General features: G+C 46.3%; 16 protein-coding genes and 1 tRNA gene. 11 read left to right on the top strand and 6 right to left on the bottom strand.

Features of this window, described 5'->3' with window-relative positions; all coding sequences use genetic code 11:
* Nucleotides 1–463: 463 nt before the first annotated feature.
* Nucleotides 464–2881 (top strand): EF-hand domain-containing protein, encoded by a 2418-nt coding sequence (locus QUA42_RS01545; RefSeq protein ID WP_333134474.1) that lies wholly within the window; start codon nt 464–466, stop codon nt 2879–2881.
* Nucleotides 2882–3057: 176 nt separating this feature from the next.
* Nucleotides 3058–3699 (top strand): RNA ligase family protein, encoded by a 642-nt coding sequence (locus QUA42_RS01540; protein WP_333134472.1) that lies wholly within the window; start codon nt 3058–3060, stop codon nt 3697–3699.
* A 129-nt stretch (nt 3700–3828) separates the two neighbouring features.
* Here the strand turns inward: QUA42_RS01540 and QUA42_RS01535 are convergent, their stop codons facing one another.
* Nucleotides 3829–4155, bottom strand: a complete 327-nt coding sequence (locus tag QUA42_RS01535) for an NACHT C-terminal alpha/beta 1 domain-containing protein (RefSeq protein ID WP_333134470.1) — start codon at nt 4153–4155, stop codon at nt 3829–3831.
* A 99-nt stretch (nt 4156–4254) separates the two neighbouring features.
* Here QUA42_RS01535 and QUA42_RS01530 point away from each other — a divergent pair, with 99 nt between their 5' ends.
* Nucleotides 4255–5490 carry an AIPR family protein gene (locus QUA42_RS01530; RefSeq protein ID WP_333134468.1) on the top strand — a complete coding sequence of 412 codons (1236 nt, stop codon included), beginning with the start codon at nt 4255–4257 and terminating at the stop codon, nt 5488–5490.
* Between the two features lie 6 nt (nt 5491–5496).
* On the opposite strand, the gene QUA42_RS01525 is transcribed toward QUA42_RS01530, so the two are convergent.
* The 4 genes from QUA42_RS01525 to QUA42_RS01510 form a co-directional block, all read right to left on the bottom strand.
* Nucleotides 5497–5763 carry a hypothetical protein gene (locus QUA42_RS01525; RefSeq protein WP_333134466.1) on the bottom strand — a complete coding sequence of 89 codons (267 nt, stop codon included), beginning with the start codon at nt 5761–5763 and terminating at the stop codon, nt 5497–5499.
* Nucleotides 5764–5840: 77 nt separating this feature from the next.
* Nucleotides 5841–7034, bottom strand: a complete 1194-nt coding sequence (locus QUA42_RS01520; RefSeq protein WP_333134464.1) for a glutathione S-transferase family protein — start codon at nt 7032–7034, stop codon at nt 5841–5843.
* A 242-nt stretch (nt 7035–7276) separates the two neighbouring features.
* The gene (locus QUA42_RS01515; protein WP_445301276.1) at nt 7277–8158 is read right to left on the bottom strand and encodes a tetratricopeptide repeat protein; all 882 of its coding nucleotides are present in this window, start codon (nt 8156–8158) and stop codon (nt 7277–7279) included.
* 358 nt (nt 8159–8516) lie between these two features.
* Nucleotides 8517–11750 carry an ATP-binding protein gene (locus QUA42_RS01510; protein ID WP_333134460.1) on the bottom strand — a complete coding sequence of 1078 codons (3234 nt, stop codon included), beginning with the start codon at nt 11748–11750 and terminating at the stop codon, nt 8517–8519.
* A 396-nt stretch (nt 11751–12146) separates the two neighbouring features.
* Here QUA42_RS01510 and QUA42_RS01505 point away from each other — a divergent pair, with 396 nt between their 5' ends.
* The 8 genes from QUA42_RS01505 to QUA42_RS01470 all read left to right on the top strand — a co-directional run bounded on the left by QUA42_RS01505 (nt 12147) and on the right by QUA42_RS01470 (nt 18990).
* Nucleotides 12147–13082 (top strand): circadian clock protein KaiA, encoded by a 936-nt coding sequence (locus QUA42_RS01505; protein ID WP_333134459.1) that lies wholly within the window; start codon nt 12147–12149, stop codon nt 13080–13082.
* A 186-nt stretch (nt 13083–13268) separates the two neighbouring features.
* Nucleotides 13269–13583 carry a circadian clock protein KaiB gene (kaiB, locus tag QUA42_RS01500; protein ID WP_006632119.1) on the top strand — a complete coding sequence of 105 codons (315 nt, stop codon included), beginning with the start codon at nt 13269–13271 and terminating at the stop codon, nt 13581–13583.
* Between the two features lie 347 nt (nt 13584–13930).
* Nucleotides 13931–15493 (top strand): circadian clock protein KaiC, encoded by a 1563-nt coding sequence (gene kaiC, locus QUA42_RS01495; protein ID WP_333034672.1) that lies wholly within the window; start codon nt 13931–13933, stop codon nt 15491–15493.
* A 142-nt stretch (nt 15494–15635) separates the two neighbouring features.
* Complete coding sequence (locus QUA42_RS01490) at nt 15636–15812, top strand: hypothetical protein (protein ID WP_333134457.1); 177 nt, start codon at nt 15636–15638, stop codon at nt 15810–15812.
* 93 nt (nt 15813–15905) lie between these two features.
* Nucleotides 15906–16073 carry a hypothetical protein gene (locus tag QUA42_RS01485; protein ID WP_333134455.1) on the top strand — a complete coding sequence of 56 codons (168 nt, stop codon included), beginning with the start codon at nt 15906–15908 and terminating at the stop codon, nt 16071–16073.
* A gap of 78 nt (nt 16074–16151) precedes the next feature.
* Nucleotides 16152–16370: an EAL domain-containing protein gene (locus tag QUA42_RS01480; RefSeq protein ID WP_333134488.1), complete on the top strand. Its 219-nt coding sequence runs from the start codon at nt 16152–16154 to the stop codon at nt 16368–16370.
* Nucleotides 16371–16588: 218 nt separating this feature from the next.
* Nucleotides 16589–17368, top strand: a complete 780-nt coding sequence (locus QUA42_RS01475) for an alpha/beta hydrolase (protein ID WP_333134453.1) — start codon at nt 16589–16591, stop codon at nt 17366–17368.
* A gap of 5 nt (nt 17369–17373) precedes the next feature.
* Nucleotides 17374–18990: a diguanylate cyclase domain-containing protein gene (locus QUA42_RS01470; protein ID WP_333134451.1), complete on the top strand. Its 1617-nt coding sequence runs from the start codon at nt 17374–17376 to the stop codon at nt 18988–18990.
* A 72-nt stretch (nt 18991–19062) separates the two neighbouring features.
* On the opposite strand, the gene QUA42_RS01465 is transcribed toward QUA42_RS01470, so the two are convergent.
* Nucleotides 19063–19135, bottom strand: a tRNA-Arg gene (locus QUA42_RS01465).
* Nucleotides 19136–19330 lie beyond the last annotated feature (195 nt).

Here is a 19330-nt window from a genome sequence, read left to right as displayed (position 1 = left end):
AATACGTCAATATACTTACACACAGAAAATTATTTAGGATTGTTTATAAATATAGAAAATCATTTAGGATTGCTATATATTAACGCAATTCTCTGTTTATCGACTCCTAGTCAACTGTCAATGTCAACAAGAAAAACTCTTGATTGACTTAAATACGGATGGCTTTCTAACTATTTAATTCACCAACTAAGACGCCCAAGCATGGCGATGACGCTGGCAACTATCCAGAGTTATAGTATCGCTTGTAACAGTTACGTAAGTCATCAGGAATTAAAGTAAGTGGGTTTAAATAAACATTACAGGGGAAACCAGCTTTTGCACTAATAACATCTCTCTTAGTATAGATCCTAGGCTAAGCCAGCCCCGACAAGACCGGACAGAATATTATTGTTTTTTGGCGCTTAGCTACTTATATTAGCGATAATTAATAGACATAAAATAAAAAAATAAGGGAGAATTTAGTATGACATCTGTGGAGCTTGAAAAAAAAGCCATGACTGAAGAAGAGGAGGCAAAGTTATGGGAAGCGTTCCAAGTATTTGACGCGGACGGGAGCGGTGCTATTTCATCAGAAGAACTCGGTAAAGTGATGCAATCGCTAGGCCAGAGTCCTAACGAAACCGAGCTGCGCGAAATGATCGAGGAAGTGGACTTAGACAAGTCTGGCAGTATCGATTTTGAGGAATTCAAAATGCTGATGGTGTCCGAGCAAGGCGATCGCCAGAGTCGTCTCAAAATGTCATTTAGTGTATTTGATGAAAACGGTACCGGTCAAATCAGTAAAAACGAGATGCAGGATGTGGTGAGCCCGTTTGGGCTGACAGAGCCAGAGCTCGATGAGATCATCGAAGAGGCAGACCATGACGGCAATGCCTTAATTGACTTTGAGGAATTCTGCACACTGGTACCCGATGAGTCAGAGATGGCAACAGGAGATCAAGACTTGCCGGTTCCGGTTGGCAGTGTACAGGCAACCGAGATTTCAGATAGTACAGTGGCTGCGATCGAAAGTATAACCACTGCTGTCAACGAGGCAGCTTCTGCCACTATTGAACCTAATCTAGAAGATCTACAAGAACCACCCACCGGTTGCAATCGAGAAATAGCGCGGCTAAAAGAACTACTCGCCCAACACCCACAAGGTGAGAAGAAGCGCGGTACGTCCCGCTTGGAGATGCAGATTGGTTTGTTTCGTCTGATCCAGGGAGCAGCCTACCGCAGCTTCCGCGAGAGTTTCTGTGCCAACCACGAGACTCACCTGTGCGTGAGAGACTTGCCATACAAAATTGCTGATTTTGTGCGATTTGTCAGGAGTGCGATCGCGCTTTATAAAGGATTGGGTGTAGTAGAGTCGGCGTGCCACCCTCTACTGGATGCAGTAGTTAAATCGCTCGAAGATGAATATGCCCGACTAGAGCATCGCATCAAGAACTGGAAAACCATAGAAAAAACTCCTGAAATGTTGGCCCAAGAACAAGCCATGTTGCAGGCGCGGGATAAGTCTGCCACCGCCAAGGAGAAGTTTGGGGCGGCAGTCGAGTTGGCAATGACCATCAAAAAGGATAGTCTCAACTTGCGTGACATTGCCGAGGGTGTGCTTGCCATCAACGAACTCAACCGACTGCGAAACCTGGAGCTGAGTGAGAGCATGGCAGCGCCACCAGCCAAATCCGAGGGAGATCCCACAGAGTACCTGAAGAAGTGGAACCGCGTCATCCTCTCGGAGGCATTAGAGCAAATAGATGGTGCGATGATGCCACTAGCATATTGGTATGAAGACTTTATGCCGAAGTTGCTGGCTGCCTTCAGCGTCATTACCGAAGCAGACATTCCCTTCAACACGGTGCCTGATGAAGCAGCTTTAAACGAGTGGTACGAAACGACTAAAACGTCAGGGGAATTTGGGCGCTATGGGGCGGATGTTGCAGAAGGCTTTCCCAAATGCGCTCCAAAACAGAAGCTGATGCTTCAACAGGCATGGCGCTTGACGCACCACTACCTCAATGGGATACAGAAACGGCGCGAACGCTTAGAGTCTGGGCGCGAGTCTGGCGAACTCTCGCAATATGTGGCGTTCATCGATGTGTATATCGATCGCACTGAAGTAAAGAATTCACAAATGCGGGTCAGTTTCCCTTACTATATTGGCCCTGCGGTGTGGCGTTTCTTGCACACTACGGCTGAAATAGTCTCTACCAAGACCCCAGAACAGCAAAAAACTCTGGTGGCCATCTTCAAGCACTTCTTCAACCTGTTTGCCAGTATGTATCCCTGCCCCTACTGCCGCCACCACCTCAACGCCTATGTGGTGCAGAATAAGGAGGTGGAAATTTACCCTGTGGAGTACCTGGTGCTTGGGCGCGACCCGCGTCTGAATAGCTTTGAGGTATCCATGGAGGCAAAGCTGTCCACCGTAGTAGATGGCCCGTCCCTGCGCTTATTCTTCTGGAAGTTGCACAACACTGTCTCCTCATCAATTGCGCGATCCGAGGAGTGGTATCAAAAGGATGAGGAAGCATTCTACACCACCCGTTATTGGCCCAGCATTGACTCTGAGCTAGCACAAGCCAAAGCCCTCAAACAAATCAGCATTGCCACCGATCGGATGTACCGCCTCTACGGTATCCTCAAGCCCGCAGCACGACTGACAGGGGTGAGAGCAATATTGCATAAGCTGTTGGATAAGAGGGACTCAGAAGGCATCAAGGAGGTATGCTTAGTTGCTCAAGATTACATCCAGGAGTTGGACGAGGCGATCGTCACCGGGCAATTCCTACAAGAGACATATTACTTTGACCCTGACCTTGTGGATGAAGCTCCAGTCTTCACTCCTGAAGAAGAGGAGTTTGCTCGCAGCGGTTTGTTCGTCGAGGCTACTTGAATATCAGTCAGTAAAAACTTAAGTTTTTTAGCTTAACTTTTTACCTCTTCATATATATAGCAATACTCCAAGAGTTCGGTACGGGAAAAACCGCGATCGTTTTATGGCAAACGCTTTCATCGGTTATGGCGTAAACTGAGAATAGTCTCTTTTGTTGCGGAGCTATCGCACCACTCATGCTTCTTGCCTATCCCAAAATTCCAGATAGTAAAAATTGCCCTTACGAACAATGTGTAGCTTTTGAGAAGTACGATGGCACTAATTTGCATTGGGTTTGGGAAGTTGAACTTGGTTGGTATGCTTTTGGTACGCGCCGCAGTAGATTTGATTTGGATGAGATGGGAATTGCAGAATTTAATGCTGCACATCCAGGTTTAGAAGAAGCACCGGAAATTTTTAAAAGAGACTTTGCTAGTCCCTTAGAGTCTATATTTCGAGAGAACGAACAGTATAACTGCCCTGAAATTACTGTGTTTACAGAGTTTTTTGGTGCTAACTCGTTTGCGGGAAAGCACAAAAAGGACGATCGCAAACAATTGGTGCTTTTTGATGTGGAAACTGAGGGCGGTATGGTTGTTCCCGATCGGTTTATTCAGGATTTTGGTAAATTAAATATTGCGCGAGTGATTTATCGCGGCAAACTGACGGGCAAGTTTATGGACGATCTTTGCAAGGGGAAATACGGTGTGGATGAAGGTGTTGTGTGCAAGGGAGGCCGCAATTCTAATAATCTGTGGATGGTGAAGATTAAGACTGATGCGTATATGCAGAGATTGCAGCAAGCTTTTAAGGATGATTGGGAAAAATACTGGGAGTAATATCAAATTTGAAGACTAACTTTTTTCGGCTATTTTTCTAATAAGCTGTTCGACATTCAAACTGCACTATTTGTGGGTCAGACCCCATACTGCAAGGGGTTGAGGCAATAAATTTAAATGACTAACAGCTTAGGTGCGTTGCAGCCAGGTAAGTATAGATTGGATCGGGTGGGGCTGTTGAGTTGAGAAAGTGGGAATGATTGGATGGGATGAGTCGGTCATGAGGCAGATTGTAGCGTCAAAGCGTGTGAGGGCATCCAGAAAAGTTTGGCTAAAACCTTGGGTAGCGGCAATCGCGTTTTCGTAGAAAATGAGGATGGGGCGTTTCTCCCAGTCTAAGAGTCGAGAGTAAATTTCCAGGTCGGTGAGGTTGGATTGACCGACTTGAGTGTAGAGAAAGCAGTCTGGATTACCACAGGCTAGGGTTTCTAGGAGAGGACAAAGAGTGCTTGACATCTTTGCTGAGATTGTGCTATACCCGTACTTAAGGTTCTGAGCAGACGTTCAGCGCGGGTTTTTTAGGTAGCGGGTTGTGCCCACTACACAAGTAAAAAAATGAAAGAGACTTTTGAATTCTCTCTTCCCCTAGAAGAGTTTCGTTCGCAGCCTGTTCCTGTTCAAGGTCTTGACAGGAAGGCTATTGTGCTTTCAGACTGTTTCGTTGATGTTAATTCTCTTCCTGTTGAATTGCAGGAATGGCTTGAGGTTAATCCAAGGATTCCAAAGTTTACCACCAAAAACAAGCTAGCCGGAAGTGTTGCTAAAGGGATTGTCAAGACGCTGCAAGAAGAACCTGACAGGTTTGCCCTCAAGAATCAAGGAATCTATATCAGTGTGGATTCGGCTATACACCAAAAGCAGCCTGGTGGCAATGGGCTATTGACTCTAATTCTGACTGATAAGAAGCGCCACGGGGTCATCAATGGAGGACACACTCTCAGGGCTATCCTCGAAGCGCGAGACAGCATTTCCTTTGCAAGTGCTGCCTATGTACGCCTTCATATCTATCAGCTTAAAGATGAAGTTGATATTGACATGATTGCAGACATGGCAGAGGGGTTAAACCGCAGCCTTCAAGTTGACGATCCTAGCCTAGAAAACCTGAAAGGCTCCTTTGATCAGATCAAGGAAGTATTGAAGGGTAAGCGCGGGGCTGAGCAAATCGCATATCATCAAGGTCACCCTGGCAATGTAGATGTTATTGAGGTTCTGACTTTGTGCAGTTTGTTCAATATCAAAAAATATTCTGATCGGAGCAAACACCCTCATGCGTTATTTGGACATCGAAAGGAAGTTCTTGATACCTTTGTAGATGACATTAACATTTCTGATTCTGCATTTAAGAGGATTTTGCCAAAACTGCATGAGATTCTGGCATTTTCTGAACGGGTACAACAGGTGTTGGCTCCAGAGTTGGGCAAAATCAAAAAAAGCAATCGCCAGAAGGATAATCGGATTGGTTCAGAACCTAACAAGCGAGAGGGCTATTTCATCTCTGGGGAATTAGCAGAACTGCCTTTGGGATTTACGTATCCCCTTGTTGCTGCTTTCAGGGCAAATGTTTGTCCTGAAGCATGGAAAAAGGGACAATTTGAATGGCTTGAAGATCCAGAGAGTTTGTTGAAAAAGTACGGTAAGGAACTAGCTACTGTTGTTAAACAGGAGTATATCGATAATAAGGGAAAACCTGCGGAGGTTGGACGCAAGGAAGCTGCTTATCGTAGTTGCTACAACACCATTACTATTGCCTTAATAGAAGTAGAGCGTGGTAGGCAACGGCAAGCTGGTTAACGCTTTTTAGCCCTTGTACTCATTGGAAGCCCTGATTTCATCAGGGCTTTTCTTTGAATAAAGACTAGGCGTTAAACGAGGAGAAATACTTACAATGAAATAGAATGTTTCAGCTTCCACACCATTCCAAGCAAAGTGAGTATTCCATCTCTGTTGACGAGGATTAAAAATATAGACAACCTCATCTTCAGGATCGATCGCCAACTCCACCAGCCCAGTATCCTCCTCTTCAAACAGAACCGGGTTAACAATCACATCAACCTTTAGTTTCATCGATCGAGCAGATAGCAAGCTGATGAAGTAGAGCAACAGCAACGCCCATCCCGTCTGATTCCGATCGCCCCAGAATCCTACACAAAATTAGCCGGATCTTGATCTCGCCGATGCTTCAGCAGAATCGGAGAACCTTGGCCATCACCCACCAAAGCCGCCGTTTCCTCCAACGCTTCCCTCAGCCGCTTGGCCGCGTAGATGGACATATCACGGGGCACATTCACCCGATCGCGCAAATACCGCAAAGCCGCATCAGAACCACTCGGCGGCGTACAAACTTCGCCAGTCATCATCAAAGTTAAAGCACAACGCAAAGCCTCATCGAATAACTTGTCATCAGCAGGATTGACTCGAACGATGTTGCGGTGGTGCTTAATGACGCGGTGAAGTGCTTCAGCGCGGGAGGTTTCCGGTTCTGGATACATCACATCCGGCAATCCAGCCCAAGGCCCATTATCCACCCGGGCTTTATTGAGAAGCATCTGAGGTTCGCCGTTTTCATAACACCCGCCCATCTGAGGTGGTAAATCGTGGACGTGCGTGTGAAAATCGCTTTGAGTGCCGCGATAGGTAGGGCGGGTTTCCATCGCCGCAAACCAGTCAGCAAAGCGCGGGTTTTCTTCCCGCATCGAGTAGCCTTTGTAGTAGTAAAGACTGGCATTCATCCGTTCCACGTAGGGCGTAAAGATCACATCCGCAGTGCCAAATTCATCGAGGAAATAAGGCCCGGGGGTGCTGCCGAGAGCCTTTTCTACCTGGGCGACGACGGTGATAAATTGGTCGCGGTTGTGCTGTTCTACTTTGGCTGAATTGGCTGGGTAGCACAGCCAAGAGCACCAGGCCCTAAACAGCAGTCGCTCTAACCGCCGCATGGGTATTACTGCGGGGTTTTCCATGCCCAAACCCAAGGGGCCGAACACTCGTTCCAGCGCGATTAAGATATCATCGCTTTCGGTGATGATGCGGCCGTCTAGTTCGATCGCCGGTAGCATTCCCGACGGCACCTTACGCTTGTACCAGCTTTCCTTTTCCCCATAGCAGAACATAGTAACTTTGTCAATACGGTAGGGGATTTGTTTTTCTTCCAGCCACAGCCAGATTTTTTGGCAGTAGGGACACCAAGCATGGTTATCGCGGTACAGGGTGACTCGCACATCGGGTTCGGTTTTACCAAACAGGCGCAAGCAGGCTTGAGCGTTGGTTGGCCCGTTGACGCGATCGATTTGAAAGTCTGTGAGGGCTTCTAATTCTGTCCAGCTTAGGGGGGTCATGCGATTTTAGATTTTAGATTTTAGATTTTAGATTTTAGATTGGAGAATTGAAGACAGCGACTGCTTCGTGGCAATAATAGAACTTACCCACCAACTCTATCTGTAGGGTGCGCTGTGCGCGCACCTTACCCGTACCCATAGCGCATTCAACTATTTTTTGGTCTTAGTCCTGAATAAGATAGTTGGTTATCCGTTAAAAAAGGCTTTGAGGACTTCAGTCCTCACTACCAACTTAACTACAATTAAGGCGACATTTGGGTAGGAGGTGGGGCGTCTTGAATTTTAGCCAGTGCTGCTTTCATTTCAGGAGTGGCTAGCAACTTTTGGGTATCTGCGATTAAACGATCGCCCCAGAGGTTTTCTTTGAGATATTCTACGGTAGCATAGCGTTTGTCGAGTTTCAGAGCTGCTTCTCCCATCGCTAAGCCTTTTGCTTTGTCGCCTTTGCCGTAGATTGCTACTGCTAGAGCTAGCATTGCTTCTGCTGCTTTGTCGTCGATCGCGATCGCCTGTTCCCAGCGTTTGATAGCGCTATCGACATCTCCCATTTCGTATTTGACTAATCCGATATTGTTGATAGCGGGCCACAGGTTTTTTTCTAAAGCAAAGGCTTTTTCGTATTGGGCGATCGCCTGATCGAACCGCTTCAGCTTATAAAAAGCATTGCCTAAATCAAATAATGCACCTGGAGTGTCGGGTTTTAATTTTAACCCTGCTTGCAAATATTCGGCTGCTTTCTCGTAGTTCGCTTTCCGAAAGTGAGCTTCTCCCAAGACAAATTTAATTGAGGGATTTTCTGGCGACAGAGATTGAGCTTGCCCCAAAGCTTCAATGCCTTTGTCAAACTGCTCGACTTGAAGGTACAAGCTGCCTAACAAAGTCCAAGTTTGAGCATTCTTGGGGGCTAACTGTGTAGCGAGTTCGGCTCTGGGTACCGCTAGTTGGTACTGCTGCAGTCTGGCTAGCTGGACGGCTTCTTCTGCAAGGCTCAAGGCCGTTTGTTCGAGTTGGGCCGAGTCGATTTGCAGGGTGTAAGGCAGGAGTGCCTGACAGGCAGCAGGCTCGGGCATTGCCCCCAAACCGAGTGCGAGTAGCAGAGATATTAAAGGAATGCGATTAGGCACTGTACAGCCCCAGAAAAAAATATAAGGGTTTCTCGATCGCCTATAATAACTCATATTTTTGAGTTTTGATATTGCTTCTTAACTCGCAACACTTCGGGGTTTACATTTAAATATTTCTCAAATTATTTTTACACTCAGGGTAGCCGTTTTTCTTCACTGTTTTATAGACGACTGAGAACCTCATTACAAATAGGCAAAATTATGAGTTATTAGAAACTTGAATGAGTTAATAAATAACGCTTCGCGGTTTTCTGTTAAAGAATTACCCAACTCTATTTTCACTCAGAAATAATAGTTGGTCTTTACAGGTTTAGAGACGAGTGAATTCCTCATTACAAACCTGGTAAATTCTTCATTTTCAGGAACTTGAGTGAGTCAATAAAGTCTGTTGAATTTTGTCTAATAATTGTGCTGCCGATAAGGAAGAAGGCAAAATTTTGGCAGATACTTCTTGCAGGAGAAAGTCGATCGCCTCGGATTCCGAATTTACAGCAGAGCGATAATCCCAGACTAAAATTGGCAGTTTTACTGCCATTTGGCGCAAGTTCGATAGCGCCTGCAACATAGCGGGGGATTCTGAGGGGGCATCTCGCAAACACAGCACAACTAAGTCAACGCTTTGATATTGCAACTGCTGCAAAACTTCTGTCCAGCAGGAAGCGATCGACCCTCGAAATCCTGCGGTGTGGATGTACTGAATCAAAGCTTGAAAGTTAGGAGTAGAAAACTGGGAATTGGGGAGGGGAATCTCGGCATTTGTCGATCGAGCGCCATGTTCCAATTCTCCCGTCGGGTTCCCCCCAGAAGAGGAGTGCAAATCGGGTAAAGTCGAAATGTCGGCAAATAAAATGCTGGGCTTCCAACTCATGCCCGCAGCAACCTGAATCACTTGCCACAAAGCACTTGGCATTAACCCGGTTGGTGAAGTTTCACTGTCGTCGGGACTGCTAGTGGCTAAACAGGGAAATACCGACAATCCTTTGACTTGATTTGCTAGTTGCGTAGTTGGAGGGTCTAAAGTCACCAAGGGGAGAGAACCCAAATTGCGAGACCGGCTTAACTGTTCGATAAAAGCTAAGGGGTTTTGCAGTTCACTTGTACCGTCCAAGACGATCGCATCGGGCCGCCAAATTCTGGCCACGAGTTCTGCTTGGCCGAGGTCGTCTGCTTCTAAAACCCGGCAGTAGTTGGGGTTGAGCAGTAAAGCGGAACCTTGAGACGAACTGTTTTGCGGGCTGAGCCACAACACGGTTAAAGAACTCCTTACTTTGGCGCTACTAGCATTACTGTGACCGATCAAGTCTGCCAGCAGCCGCCGCAAAGCGGGTTCTTCCACCGGCAAGCTCAAAAACCCTTCGGCTCGGTTGACACTGGCCCGTTCTTTTTCGCCTCTGGTGGCCGTGACTATCGCCGGAATCGATCGGGTATCCGGGTCACTCTTGAGCAGCGTCAGCACGTCCCAACCCGAGAGAAGTGGCAGCAGCGGGTTGAGGAAAATCGCTTCGGGACTGAACCTGCGGGCTTTTTCCAGCGCTTCGGTGCCGGAACGGGCGACTATTACTTGGTAGCCCAAACCTGAGATGACGTTGGTTAAATCTTCGATATATTTGGGAACTGCTTCGACTATTAATACTAAACGAGAGCGAGAATTTGCCGTCAGAGTCGGATATTGTGGTTTTAATAATTCTTCCTCAGCCACTCCCCGTGCCGGGACTTCTTCGCTGCTGTTTCCCGGAGGAGTTGGTGGCAGCAACAGGGTAAATTGAGAGCCTTGGTTTTCTGAGGAAATAAACGAAACGTCTCCGCCGTGGAGCCGAGCTAGGCGTTGAGTCAGTACCAGTCCCAGTCCGGTTCCTTGAAAGCGCCTGGTGAGGGGGCTTTCTAGCTGTTGGAATTTCTGAAAAATTAGGTGCTGTTTGTCGGTGGGGATGCCGATGCCAGTGTCCGAAACTGTGAATGCGATCCAGCCTTCCCAAACATTTACTTTCAATCCGATTTTGCCGCCGATCTCGGTGAATTTTAGGGCATTGGAAAGGAGGTTAACCAACATTTGCCGCAGCCGCAGTTCGTCGGCAATTAAGTGGCTCAGTCCCGGTTCTATTTCGAGTGTAAACTCTATTTGGGCGGATGGTTCTGCGTTTGCTGTACCGTCAGTTTTGCTCGGGGCGGGAGGGTTTTTTTCTTCTTGCTGTTGCAGTTGTTTTGCTTGTTCAAAGGCTCTTTGGCAGGTTGATGCTATTTCGACTGCTTCGGGAATTAGTTCTAGCTGCCCGGTTTCCATCCGGGTCAAGTCTAATATATCGTTAACTATTGTCATCAAATGCCGCCCGCTTTTATGGATTAATTTGGCGTAGCGTGTTTGGCGGTCGTTGAGTTCTCCGATCAATTTATCTTTGAGGAGGCTGGACAAACCGAGGACGGCGGTGAGCGGGGTTTTTAGTTCGTGGCTGATGCAGGATAAAAATTCGTCTTTTAGTCGGTTGAGGTGGATTAAATCTGCGTTTTTTGCTGCTAATTCTTTGGCCACTAAATGTTCTTCGGTGACATCTTGTCCCATTACTAGAATTAGCTTGTCTGAGAGCGGCTGTTTGACAAATTGCCAGATCCGTTCTTGATCTTTTTGTACGGGGCATTCGCAAATGTAGGTGTCAGGTTTGCCGGCGGTGGGGCACCAAGCTGGAGCGGTTAAGGTTGAGGGGGAGGCGGCTGCGTACAAGGGCAGCGGGCAACTGGTGGCGGCGGTTGAATCGCGATCGCCCGATCTACTTGCTCCTACTAGGCTCCTGCACTCTTTGGTGATGGCCTCTAACTGCACGCTCTTGTATTCGCTTGTTAAATGGCTTGGTTTACGGGGCGAGTGTTTACCTAAATTTGCTGCTGGTTCTGGAACTGGTTCTGGGCCTGCTCCCAGCAAAATCCGCCACGCTGCGTTTTGACTGACTATTTGTGCGGTTGGGGTTTGCAATCTCAGGGGCAAAGGCAGTTTTTCCAACAGTTCGACTAGGGAGTTCAGGTTTTCCGAAGGTTTCAATCCTGCTTCTAGAAAGCGCAGTTGAGCGTCTAGGGCGGTGGCGATGGCTTCGGAAACCGGTTTTAATTCGATTTCTTTGACGACTGTTTCCTCTTCTGTGAGGCTGCAGAGCGAGCTGCTGTTGAGTGCGGCGAATTGCAGCAGGCTCAGGCTGTCTAGCATTCCTAAAAATTGACCACTGGCATCTGTGAGGGCGATCGGAGTGTTGGAGGGGGTGCCGGCGGTTTGGCGGTTTGGCCGGGCTGGGGTGTTCTGTTCCTCTGTTTGCAGGTACTCCCAGAATTCGCTGACGCTCATAGCGGCTGGTAATGCCCTGACTGGTTCGATCGGGATCGAGCTTTCTGACAAAGGTTGCTGCCCGTCGTTTGTGCGATCGGCCGCGCGGGCCCAAAGGCTGCGGAGGTAAACTAATCCAAGCGGCTGTAGCTGTTCGTTGACTACTGCGACTCGATCACAGTTACAGGATCTGAAAATTGACTGCAGCGATTCTAGCGCACCCGTTTGGAGGCACAGCGGCACTGGCTCGATAAAATTTTTGAGACTGGGGGTGGTGAGTGGCATAACAAACCTGAGAGTCTGCTCACGAGAGCAGTAATATTTTTGATGCTCAATGTAGCTGCGAATTTCTGTATCTTATTTGTTTTATATCAGTTCGCTATCAGGCTCCGTATCTGCACCGACACCGGGGAGTTCGATGCCTACGCCTGATTTGAGGCGACTAGCAATTATTTTAAGGCTTAAGCTTAATTGCAGAAATCACGCTCAGGGTGCTTGACACAAAAACCACGGAGTACACTTTGATTCTTCTTCTGGTAGAAGCGCATCACTTATTTTGCGGTTAAGATTGGTTAAAATAAATATTGAGATGATTGTTAAAATGTTAAGTTTTTTGTAAAGGAGATATCAACTCTGAGCGATCCAGCACTTTCAGGCAACTTAGGTGGTGTACCTACAGCTTTGCTTCCTCAACTTTCTATCGGTATTTTTGTCCGCTCTGAGGAAATTGCAGCCTCTGCGATCGAGCTTTTGAGAGGCGAACGCTATACTTTAACGCACATTAAGTCGGGAGTGGAGCTTTTGGGGTTCCTTAAGCACAATTATCACCTTGATTGTTTGGTTTTGGAGGTGGATGGGGCTCTGCGATCGCTTCTGGGCAAGCTGCAAGAACGATCGCTCTTTTTGCCTGCTGTGATTTTTTCGCCTCACGCGCACGTCGATGGCAGGCCCGAAGCACCATATTCAGATGGTTTTGAGGCCGCCGCCAGTACCGCCAACAAGAGTCTAGACGAAAGCTGTGCTTTTTTTTATCACCCTGCTGAGGTGCAACTGGCAATCGCTCGATCGAGCGAAATAGCTGCGGGTATCGATCAGGCGATCGCACAATTTCTGAAACTTTCAACTCCGGTTCCTGTCAATTACCAATCCGTAACGGTCGATGCGACAGCCCAATTAACTGCTCAAAGTTTGCTCAGCCGACAGCAGCGGCGACTGGCGGAAAAACTACGGGAGCGATTAGGATACTTAGGTGTGTATTATAAAAGAAATTCCCAGATTTTTTTGAGAAATCTGTCGGTAGCAGAGAAGCAAAAGTTTTTGGAGCAACTCAAGTCAAGTTATCGCGACATCGTGTTGAATTATTTTTCTCAAGATGCTGCGGTCAACAATCAAATAGATGAATTTGTGAATTTGGCTTTTTTTGCGGACGTTCCCGTGACTCAAATTGTAGAGATTCACATGGAATTGATGGACGAGTTTGCTAAACAGCTAAAAATAGAAGGGCGCAGCGAGGAAATATTGCTGGATTACCGTTTGACCCTGATTGACGCGATCGCTCATATGTGCGAGATGTATCGGCGATCGATTCCGAAAGAGACCTCTCAAGGTAGAATGTAGAAGGGATTCGGCATAATTTTAAAAAAAAGGTAGAAGGTAGAATCTAACAAAAAAGAAAGGAGCCGACTAACTGCCGCGCGAGCGCGAGGCGGAAATTATTATAAAATAACAAAGAACAGCGGATTTAAGACAAATAACAACTACAACTAACATCTGACAACTAATACTCAACATTTAAAAAAGTTCATGAGTCCTCTGAAGAAAACCTACGTTCTGAAGCTGTACGTTGCGGGGAATACTCCGAACTCAGTGCGAGCTTTGAAAACCCTAAAGGACATCCTAGAACAAGAATTTCAAGGCGTCTACGCGCTGAAAGTCATAGATGTTCTCAAAAACCCTCAGCTAGCAGAAGAGGACAAAATATTGGCAACCCCGACGCTGGCCAAAATCCTGCCGCCGCCGGTGCGAAAAATTATTGGCGATTTGTCCGATCGTGAGAAAGTTCTGATAGGATTAGATTTACTCTATGAAGAACTTCGCGAAGAAGACCTGAATTCATAAGATAATCAGGTGAGAGTCAGTCGATTTTAGATTTGAGACTTCGGTTTGGCGTGAAACGTTCGGCGAGCGCGAGCGTCGAAGCGTCGAGTCGCGCGAGCGTCGAACGATGTTAGATTTTAGATTTACTCCACAGATGAATCTGGGAGGTTGAACAAAAGTCTAAAATTTTTATTTTTCCACGACAGGAGTACGTGCCACGGTATCGGTTTTTGGGCGGGGTCATTAGTCAGCAGTCAGCAGTCATTAGTTATTGAGCAAGAGCCAAAACTAAAAGCTGGGTACAAAGACTCATGATCGGCGGTTAATGAGTGACAACTAAAGAATACTGAGAGTTGACAAAAATCGACATGAATGAAATTAGTCAAACGGTTCAACGAAAAGGATTGGTAACACCAGGAGTTGAAAAAATTCGCACGATGATTGAGGGTTTCGATGACATCAGTCACGGCGGAATGCCACTCGGCAGAACCACCCTAGTCAGCGGCACATCAGGAACGGGAAAAACTTTATTTGCTGTACAATTTCTCTATAATGGAATTACTCACTTTGACGAAGCAGGAGTGTTCGTAACTTTTGAAGAATCTCCGACAGATATTATTAAAAATGCTTGCAGTTTCGGTTGGGATTTGGCACAGTTAATCGAGGAAGGCAAGCTATTTATTTTGGATGCTTCCCCCGATCCGGAAGGTCAAGATATCGTAGGAAATTTTGATTTATCAGCCTTAATTGAGCGAATTCAGTACGCCATTCGCAAGTACAAAGCCAAGCGGGTTTCAATAGATTCTGTTACCGCCGTATTTCAGCAGTACGATGCAGCATCGGTGGTGCGCCGAGAAATTTTTCGCTTAGTTGCGCGCCTCAAACAAGTAGGAGCAACTACAGTTATGACGACGGAACGGGTGGAAGAATACGGCCCGGTAGCGCGGTTTGGAGTGGAAGAGTTTGTGTCGGATAATGTAGTGATTGTTCGCAACGTTTTGGAAGGGGAACGCCGCCGCCGCACAATGGAAATTTTGAAGTTGCGCGGTACAACTCACATGAAGGGCGAATATCCTTTTACTATGACTAATGACGGAATTAATATTTTCCCATTGGGGGCGATGCGATTAACTCAAAAATCTTCAAACGTGCGGGTTTCTTCGGGCGATAAAACTCTCGACGAGATGTGCGGTGGCGGTTTTTTCAAAGACTCGATTATTTTGGCTACGGGTGCAACGGGAACAGGCAAAACGCTATTGGTGAGCAAGTTCTTGCAGAATGCTTGTATGAACGGCAATCGGGCGCTGCTTTTTGCCTATGAAGAGTCGCGGGCCCAGTTGTTTCGCAATGCTTATTCTTGGGGCATTGATTTTGAGGAAATGGAAGAGAAAGGACTGCTGAAGCTGCTGTGTACTTACCCGGAATCGGCAGGTTTGGAAGACCACTTGCAGACTATTAAATCAGAAATTGCTGAGTTCAAACCTTCTCGAATTGCTATAGACTCGCTGTCGGCGTTAGCTAGGGGTGTTAGCAATAATGCTTTCAGGCAATTTGTGATTGGAGTGACAGGTTTTGCGAAGCAGGAAGAAATAACCGGCTTTTTCACGAATACAAGCGACCAGTTTATGGGTTCTCATTCGATTACGGACTCTCATATTTCTACGATTACTGACACGATTATCATGTTGCAGTATGTAGAGATTCGAGGAGAAATGTCGCGGGCAATTAATGTGTTTAAGATGCGGGGTTCGTGGCACGACAAAGGAATTAGAGAATACACAATTACTGAAAGAGGGCCGCAAATTAAAGATTCGTTCAGTGGTTACGAACGGATTATCAGCGGTTCTCCTAGTCGGATTACAATTAATGAGAAGAGTGAGCTATCGCGGATTCTCCAGGGTGTGCAAGGTCAAGACGATGAGGATATTTGAGAGTTAGCAGTAATTCGTTGTTATTAAAAATAGGTTGGGTTGAGCTAGGAAACCCAACTTTTTTAATTTGAGGAGTTTGTGAACACTATAGAAATCGCGACAATGTTTTGCAAGTTCTTAATTGCTGAAATAGGAGCTTTTATTGCCTATCGAACCCAATACCTATAGTTTTTACACAGCAACAACAATACCTTGGGCAAAATCCAATACCCTGGCGATCGCAAATCTCTTGAATTGCCCTTGGAAGGCGAATGCTGGCTGTATGATCAACCTCAGCTCGATTGGCAAATATGTAGCCTTGCTGGTGTTAAAGTTATAGTAGGAGGGCATTCTCCTGAACTAGCTTGGGTTCATGACCATCGATATATTCCCATCGCCGAAAAAACTGGATTGATTTTGCGCGAAGAGCAAATTGATTTTAGAACAAGCTTGCGGGCAATATCAGCAGTGCCTAGTGGCAGGACTAATTATTCCTAATATCGCGGTGAATTTGTCGGCACGTCAACTCAGCCAACCGACTTTAGTCGCTAAGAGCGATCGCATTGTTGAGCGCACCGATATGAAGCCAAAATATCTATAGCTAGAGATTACGGGAACGGCAATGATGCTTAATGTTGACATTAGCTACAATTTTTTGAGCCAATGATCGGAGCATGGTATTGGGATTTATGTCGATGATTTTGGGACGGGGTATGCTGCTTTTAACAACCTGAAAAATTTTCCGGTGAAGTCGCTTAAAATTGCTCGCTCATTTGTCCGCGATTTAGCCAGCGATCTGAGCGATCGCGGAATTGCCAAAGCCATAGTTGCAATCCCAGATGGCTTAAATCTGAGCATAATTGTCGCAGGAATGGAAACCCCAGCGAAATGGGAATAGTTATAAGCGAGCGCCTAGAAAATCAGGCAGCGTTATATGTTGAGGAAGCCTGCCATTGCTGAGTCTGCTATTCATTTAATCCAACATCCTTAATTGTTGTCTACCACTATGTGGGATCATCAATCCTCCCTCATGAAAGCGCGCAAAAGTCTTATAATTAATTTAATGCTCGTGTAGCTCAAATGACTAAAAATATTTTTTTACGGAATAATATAAAAGTGTTTGGACAAGGCACCCAGACGATGATGTTTGCTCATGGATTTGGGTGCGATCAAAATATGTGGCGTTTCGTAACAGGGGCCTTCGAGAAGGATTACAAAATTATCCTATTTGATTATGTAGGTTCGGGACAGTCTGATATTAGTGCCTACAGTTATGAACGGTACAGCGACCTCAATGGCTATGTTCAGGATGTCCTCGATATCTGTGAAGAATTGGCCTTGACTGATGTGATTTTTGTCGGTCATTCTGTCAGCAGTATGATCGGCGTTCTGTCCTCCATTCAAACTCCTAATTACTTTAATCGCCTGATTTTCGTAGGGCCTTCACCTTGCTACATCAATGAGTTACCAAATTATTACGGAGGGTTTGAGCGCAAAGATATTGAGGAACTCCTCGATATCATGGAGAAAAATTACATTGGTTGGGCAAGCTTTCTGGCGCCAATGGTGATGCAGAATCAGGAGCGTCCTGAGTTAAGTGAAGAACTTGAGACAAGTTTTTGCTCTACCGATCCGGTGATTGCAAGTCGCTTTGCCGAGGTAACTTTTTACTCTGACAATCGCAGTGATTTACCCAAGGTATCAGTACCTTCACTGATATTGCAATGCACTGATGACGTGATTGCTCCCAGCAAGGTAGGGGATTACCTCCACCGCCACCTACCTAAAAGTACGCTACGGCTGATGAAAGCTACGGGACATTGCCCGCACCTGAGTCATCCACAAGAGACGATCGAGATGATTAAGGAGTATTTGAGTGTACCTCATACTACCTGATTTGTATGGCAAACATGACCTACCAGATAGACGAGCTACTCAACACGTCACCCTGTGGATTCCTCTCGTTTGCTGACGATGGTACGATCGTAATGGTCAACGCCACATTACTGCAATTACTCGGATACGAAACCGATGAACTGCGGCAACGGAAAATGGATTCCATTCTGCCAATGGCCAGCCGGATTTTTTTTCAAACCCATTTTTTCCCCCTGTTGAAGCTCGACGGTAAAGTAGAGGAAATTTACTTCTCATTAAGGTCAAAGCAGGGCAGTGATATACCCATGCTGATCAACGCTGTGCGTCGGAATCAGGGAGGAAACTTTGTCAACGATTGCATCTTGATCTGTATCCGCCAGCGTATCCTATACGAAGGTGAAATTATTAAAGCCAAAAAAGCAGCAGAGGCAGCTATTCTGGCCCAAAAGCAAGCAGAAGTCGCTCTGCGGAAACAGTACGACAAGGCGATATTACTTCAAGAAATTACTCAACACATCCGTCAATCTCTTGATTTGTCTACAATTTTTGAGATTGCTTCGCAGGACATTCGCCTGTTCCTTGATGCCGAGCGCGTCGGCATATTTAAGTTCGATCCTGACAGTAATTTTGGATATGGTGAGTTTGTCTCAGAATCCGTAGGCGAAGGATGTAAATTGGTAAGCAAAAATCAATTTAACGACCTGTGTGGTGGTGAACAAGATCCTGATTCATATCAAGAATGGAGAATGCAGGTAGTTGAAAATATCAATAATATTGACCTTCAACACTGTTACCGCGCTCTTTGGAAACAATTTCCGGTTCGGGCTAATTTAGTTGCGCCGTTGCTCAATGGACAAGATTTGTGGGGGTTGTTATGTATTCATCAATGTTCTGCTCCTCGGCAATGGGAAGAATTGGAAGTTGACCTTGTTAAACAGATTGCTAATCAGTTAGCGATCGCCATTAAACAAGCGGATATTTTTCATAAGTTGCAGAAGGAATTGGCAGAAAGGCAGCAGGCCCAAGCGCGGATGAGAGAAATTAATCAACAACTGGCACTCTCTAACGAAGAACTAGCCCGCGCTACTCACCTCTTAGAACAAGTCGTAAATATTGATGGGTTGACTCAAATTGCTAATCGCCGCTGTTTTAATGACCGCTTAGAGCATGAATGGCAGCGGCTATACCGGGAACAAAAACCGATTTCTCTTTTGTTGTTTGATGTGGATTATTTCAAACGTTATAATGATTGCTACGGTCATCAAATGGGGGATAGTTGTCTGTTCAAACTTGCTCAGACGGTGCAAGAGGTGGTGTACCGTCCGGCGGATTTAGTGGCGCGTTACGGCGGAGAAGAATTTGGCATCATTTTGCCTAATACAGATATTGAAGGAGCGAGTTCGGTGGCCCAACGGATTCACGCTGCTATTCAAGCTTTACATATTCCTCACAAAACCTCTGATGTGAGCGATGTAGTTACTATTAGTATGGGTATCGCCAACTTGATTCCGATTTCGGAACTATCATCGGCTGACTTGATTGCGCTCGCCGATCGTTCACTCTACCGTGCCAAGCAGCAGGGGCGCAATCAGTCCGCGACCTGCGACTACAGTGGCGATTCGATTTTTGACACTGACGCTTAAATCACAATAATTGAGACCGAGGACAAAAATTTATCCCCGGTCTCTCAAAATCAGTCATTTTATAAATTTAAATGAGCACGGAGGGATTTGAACCCCCGACCCTCAGGACCGGAACCTGATGCTCTATCCACTGAGCTACGTGCCCTCGACTGTTTACAGTATAACACGTCTTGCGGAAAATGGCGAGTGCCGATCGCAAATTTCCTGGCCGGCCTCCAAACCGCTTGACCCATGCGGGTTAAACTCGCCCGCGCGATGATCAAATATCAGGCTGTTCTCAAAGCCAGAGACTGCAACTTTTACCTAAATGGTAACAATAATACGACAAGGGGTAAAATAA

Source organism: Microcoleus sp. Pol11C2, assembly GCF_036701505.1.
In the GTDB taxonomy this organism is placed as follows: domain Bacteria; phylum Cyanobacteriota; class Cyanobacteriia; order Cyanobacteriales; family Microcoleaceae; genus Microcoleus.
The sequence above is the reverse complement of the archived record's forward strand: the minus strand, read 5'-3'. Positions and strand labels throughout refer to the sequence as shown.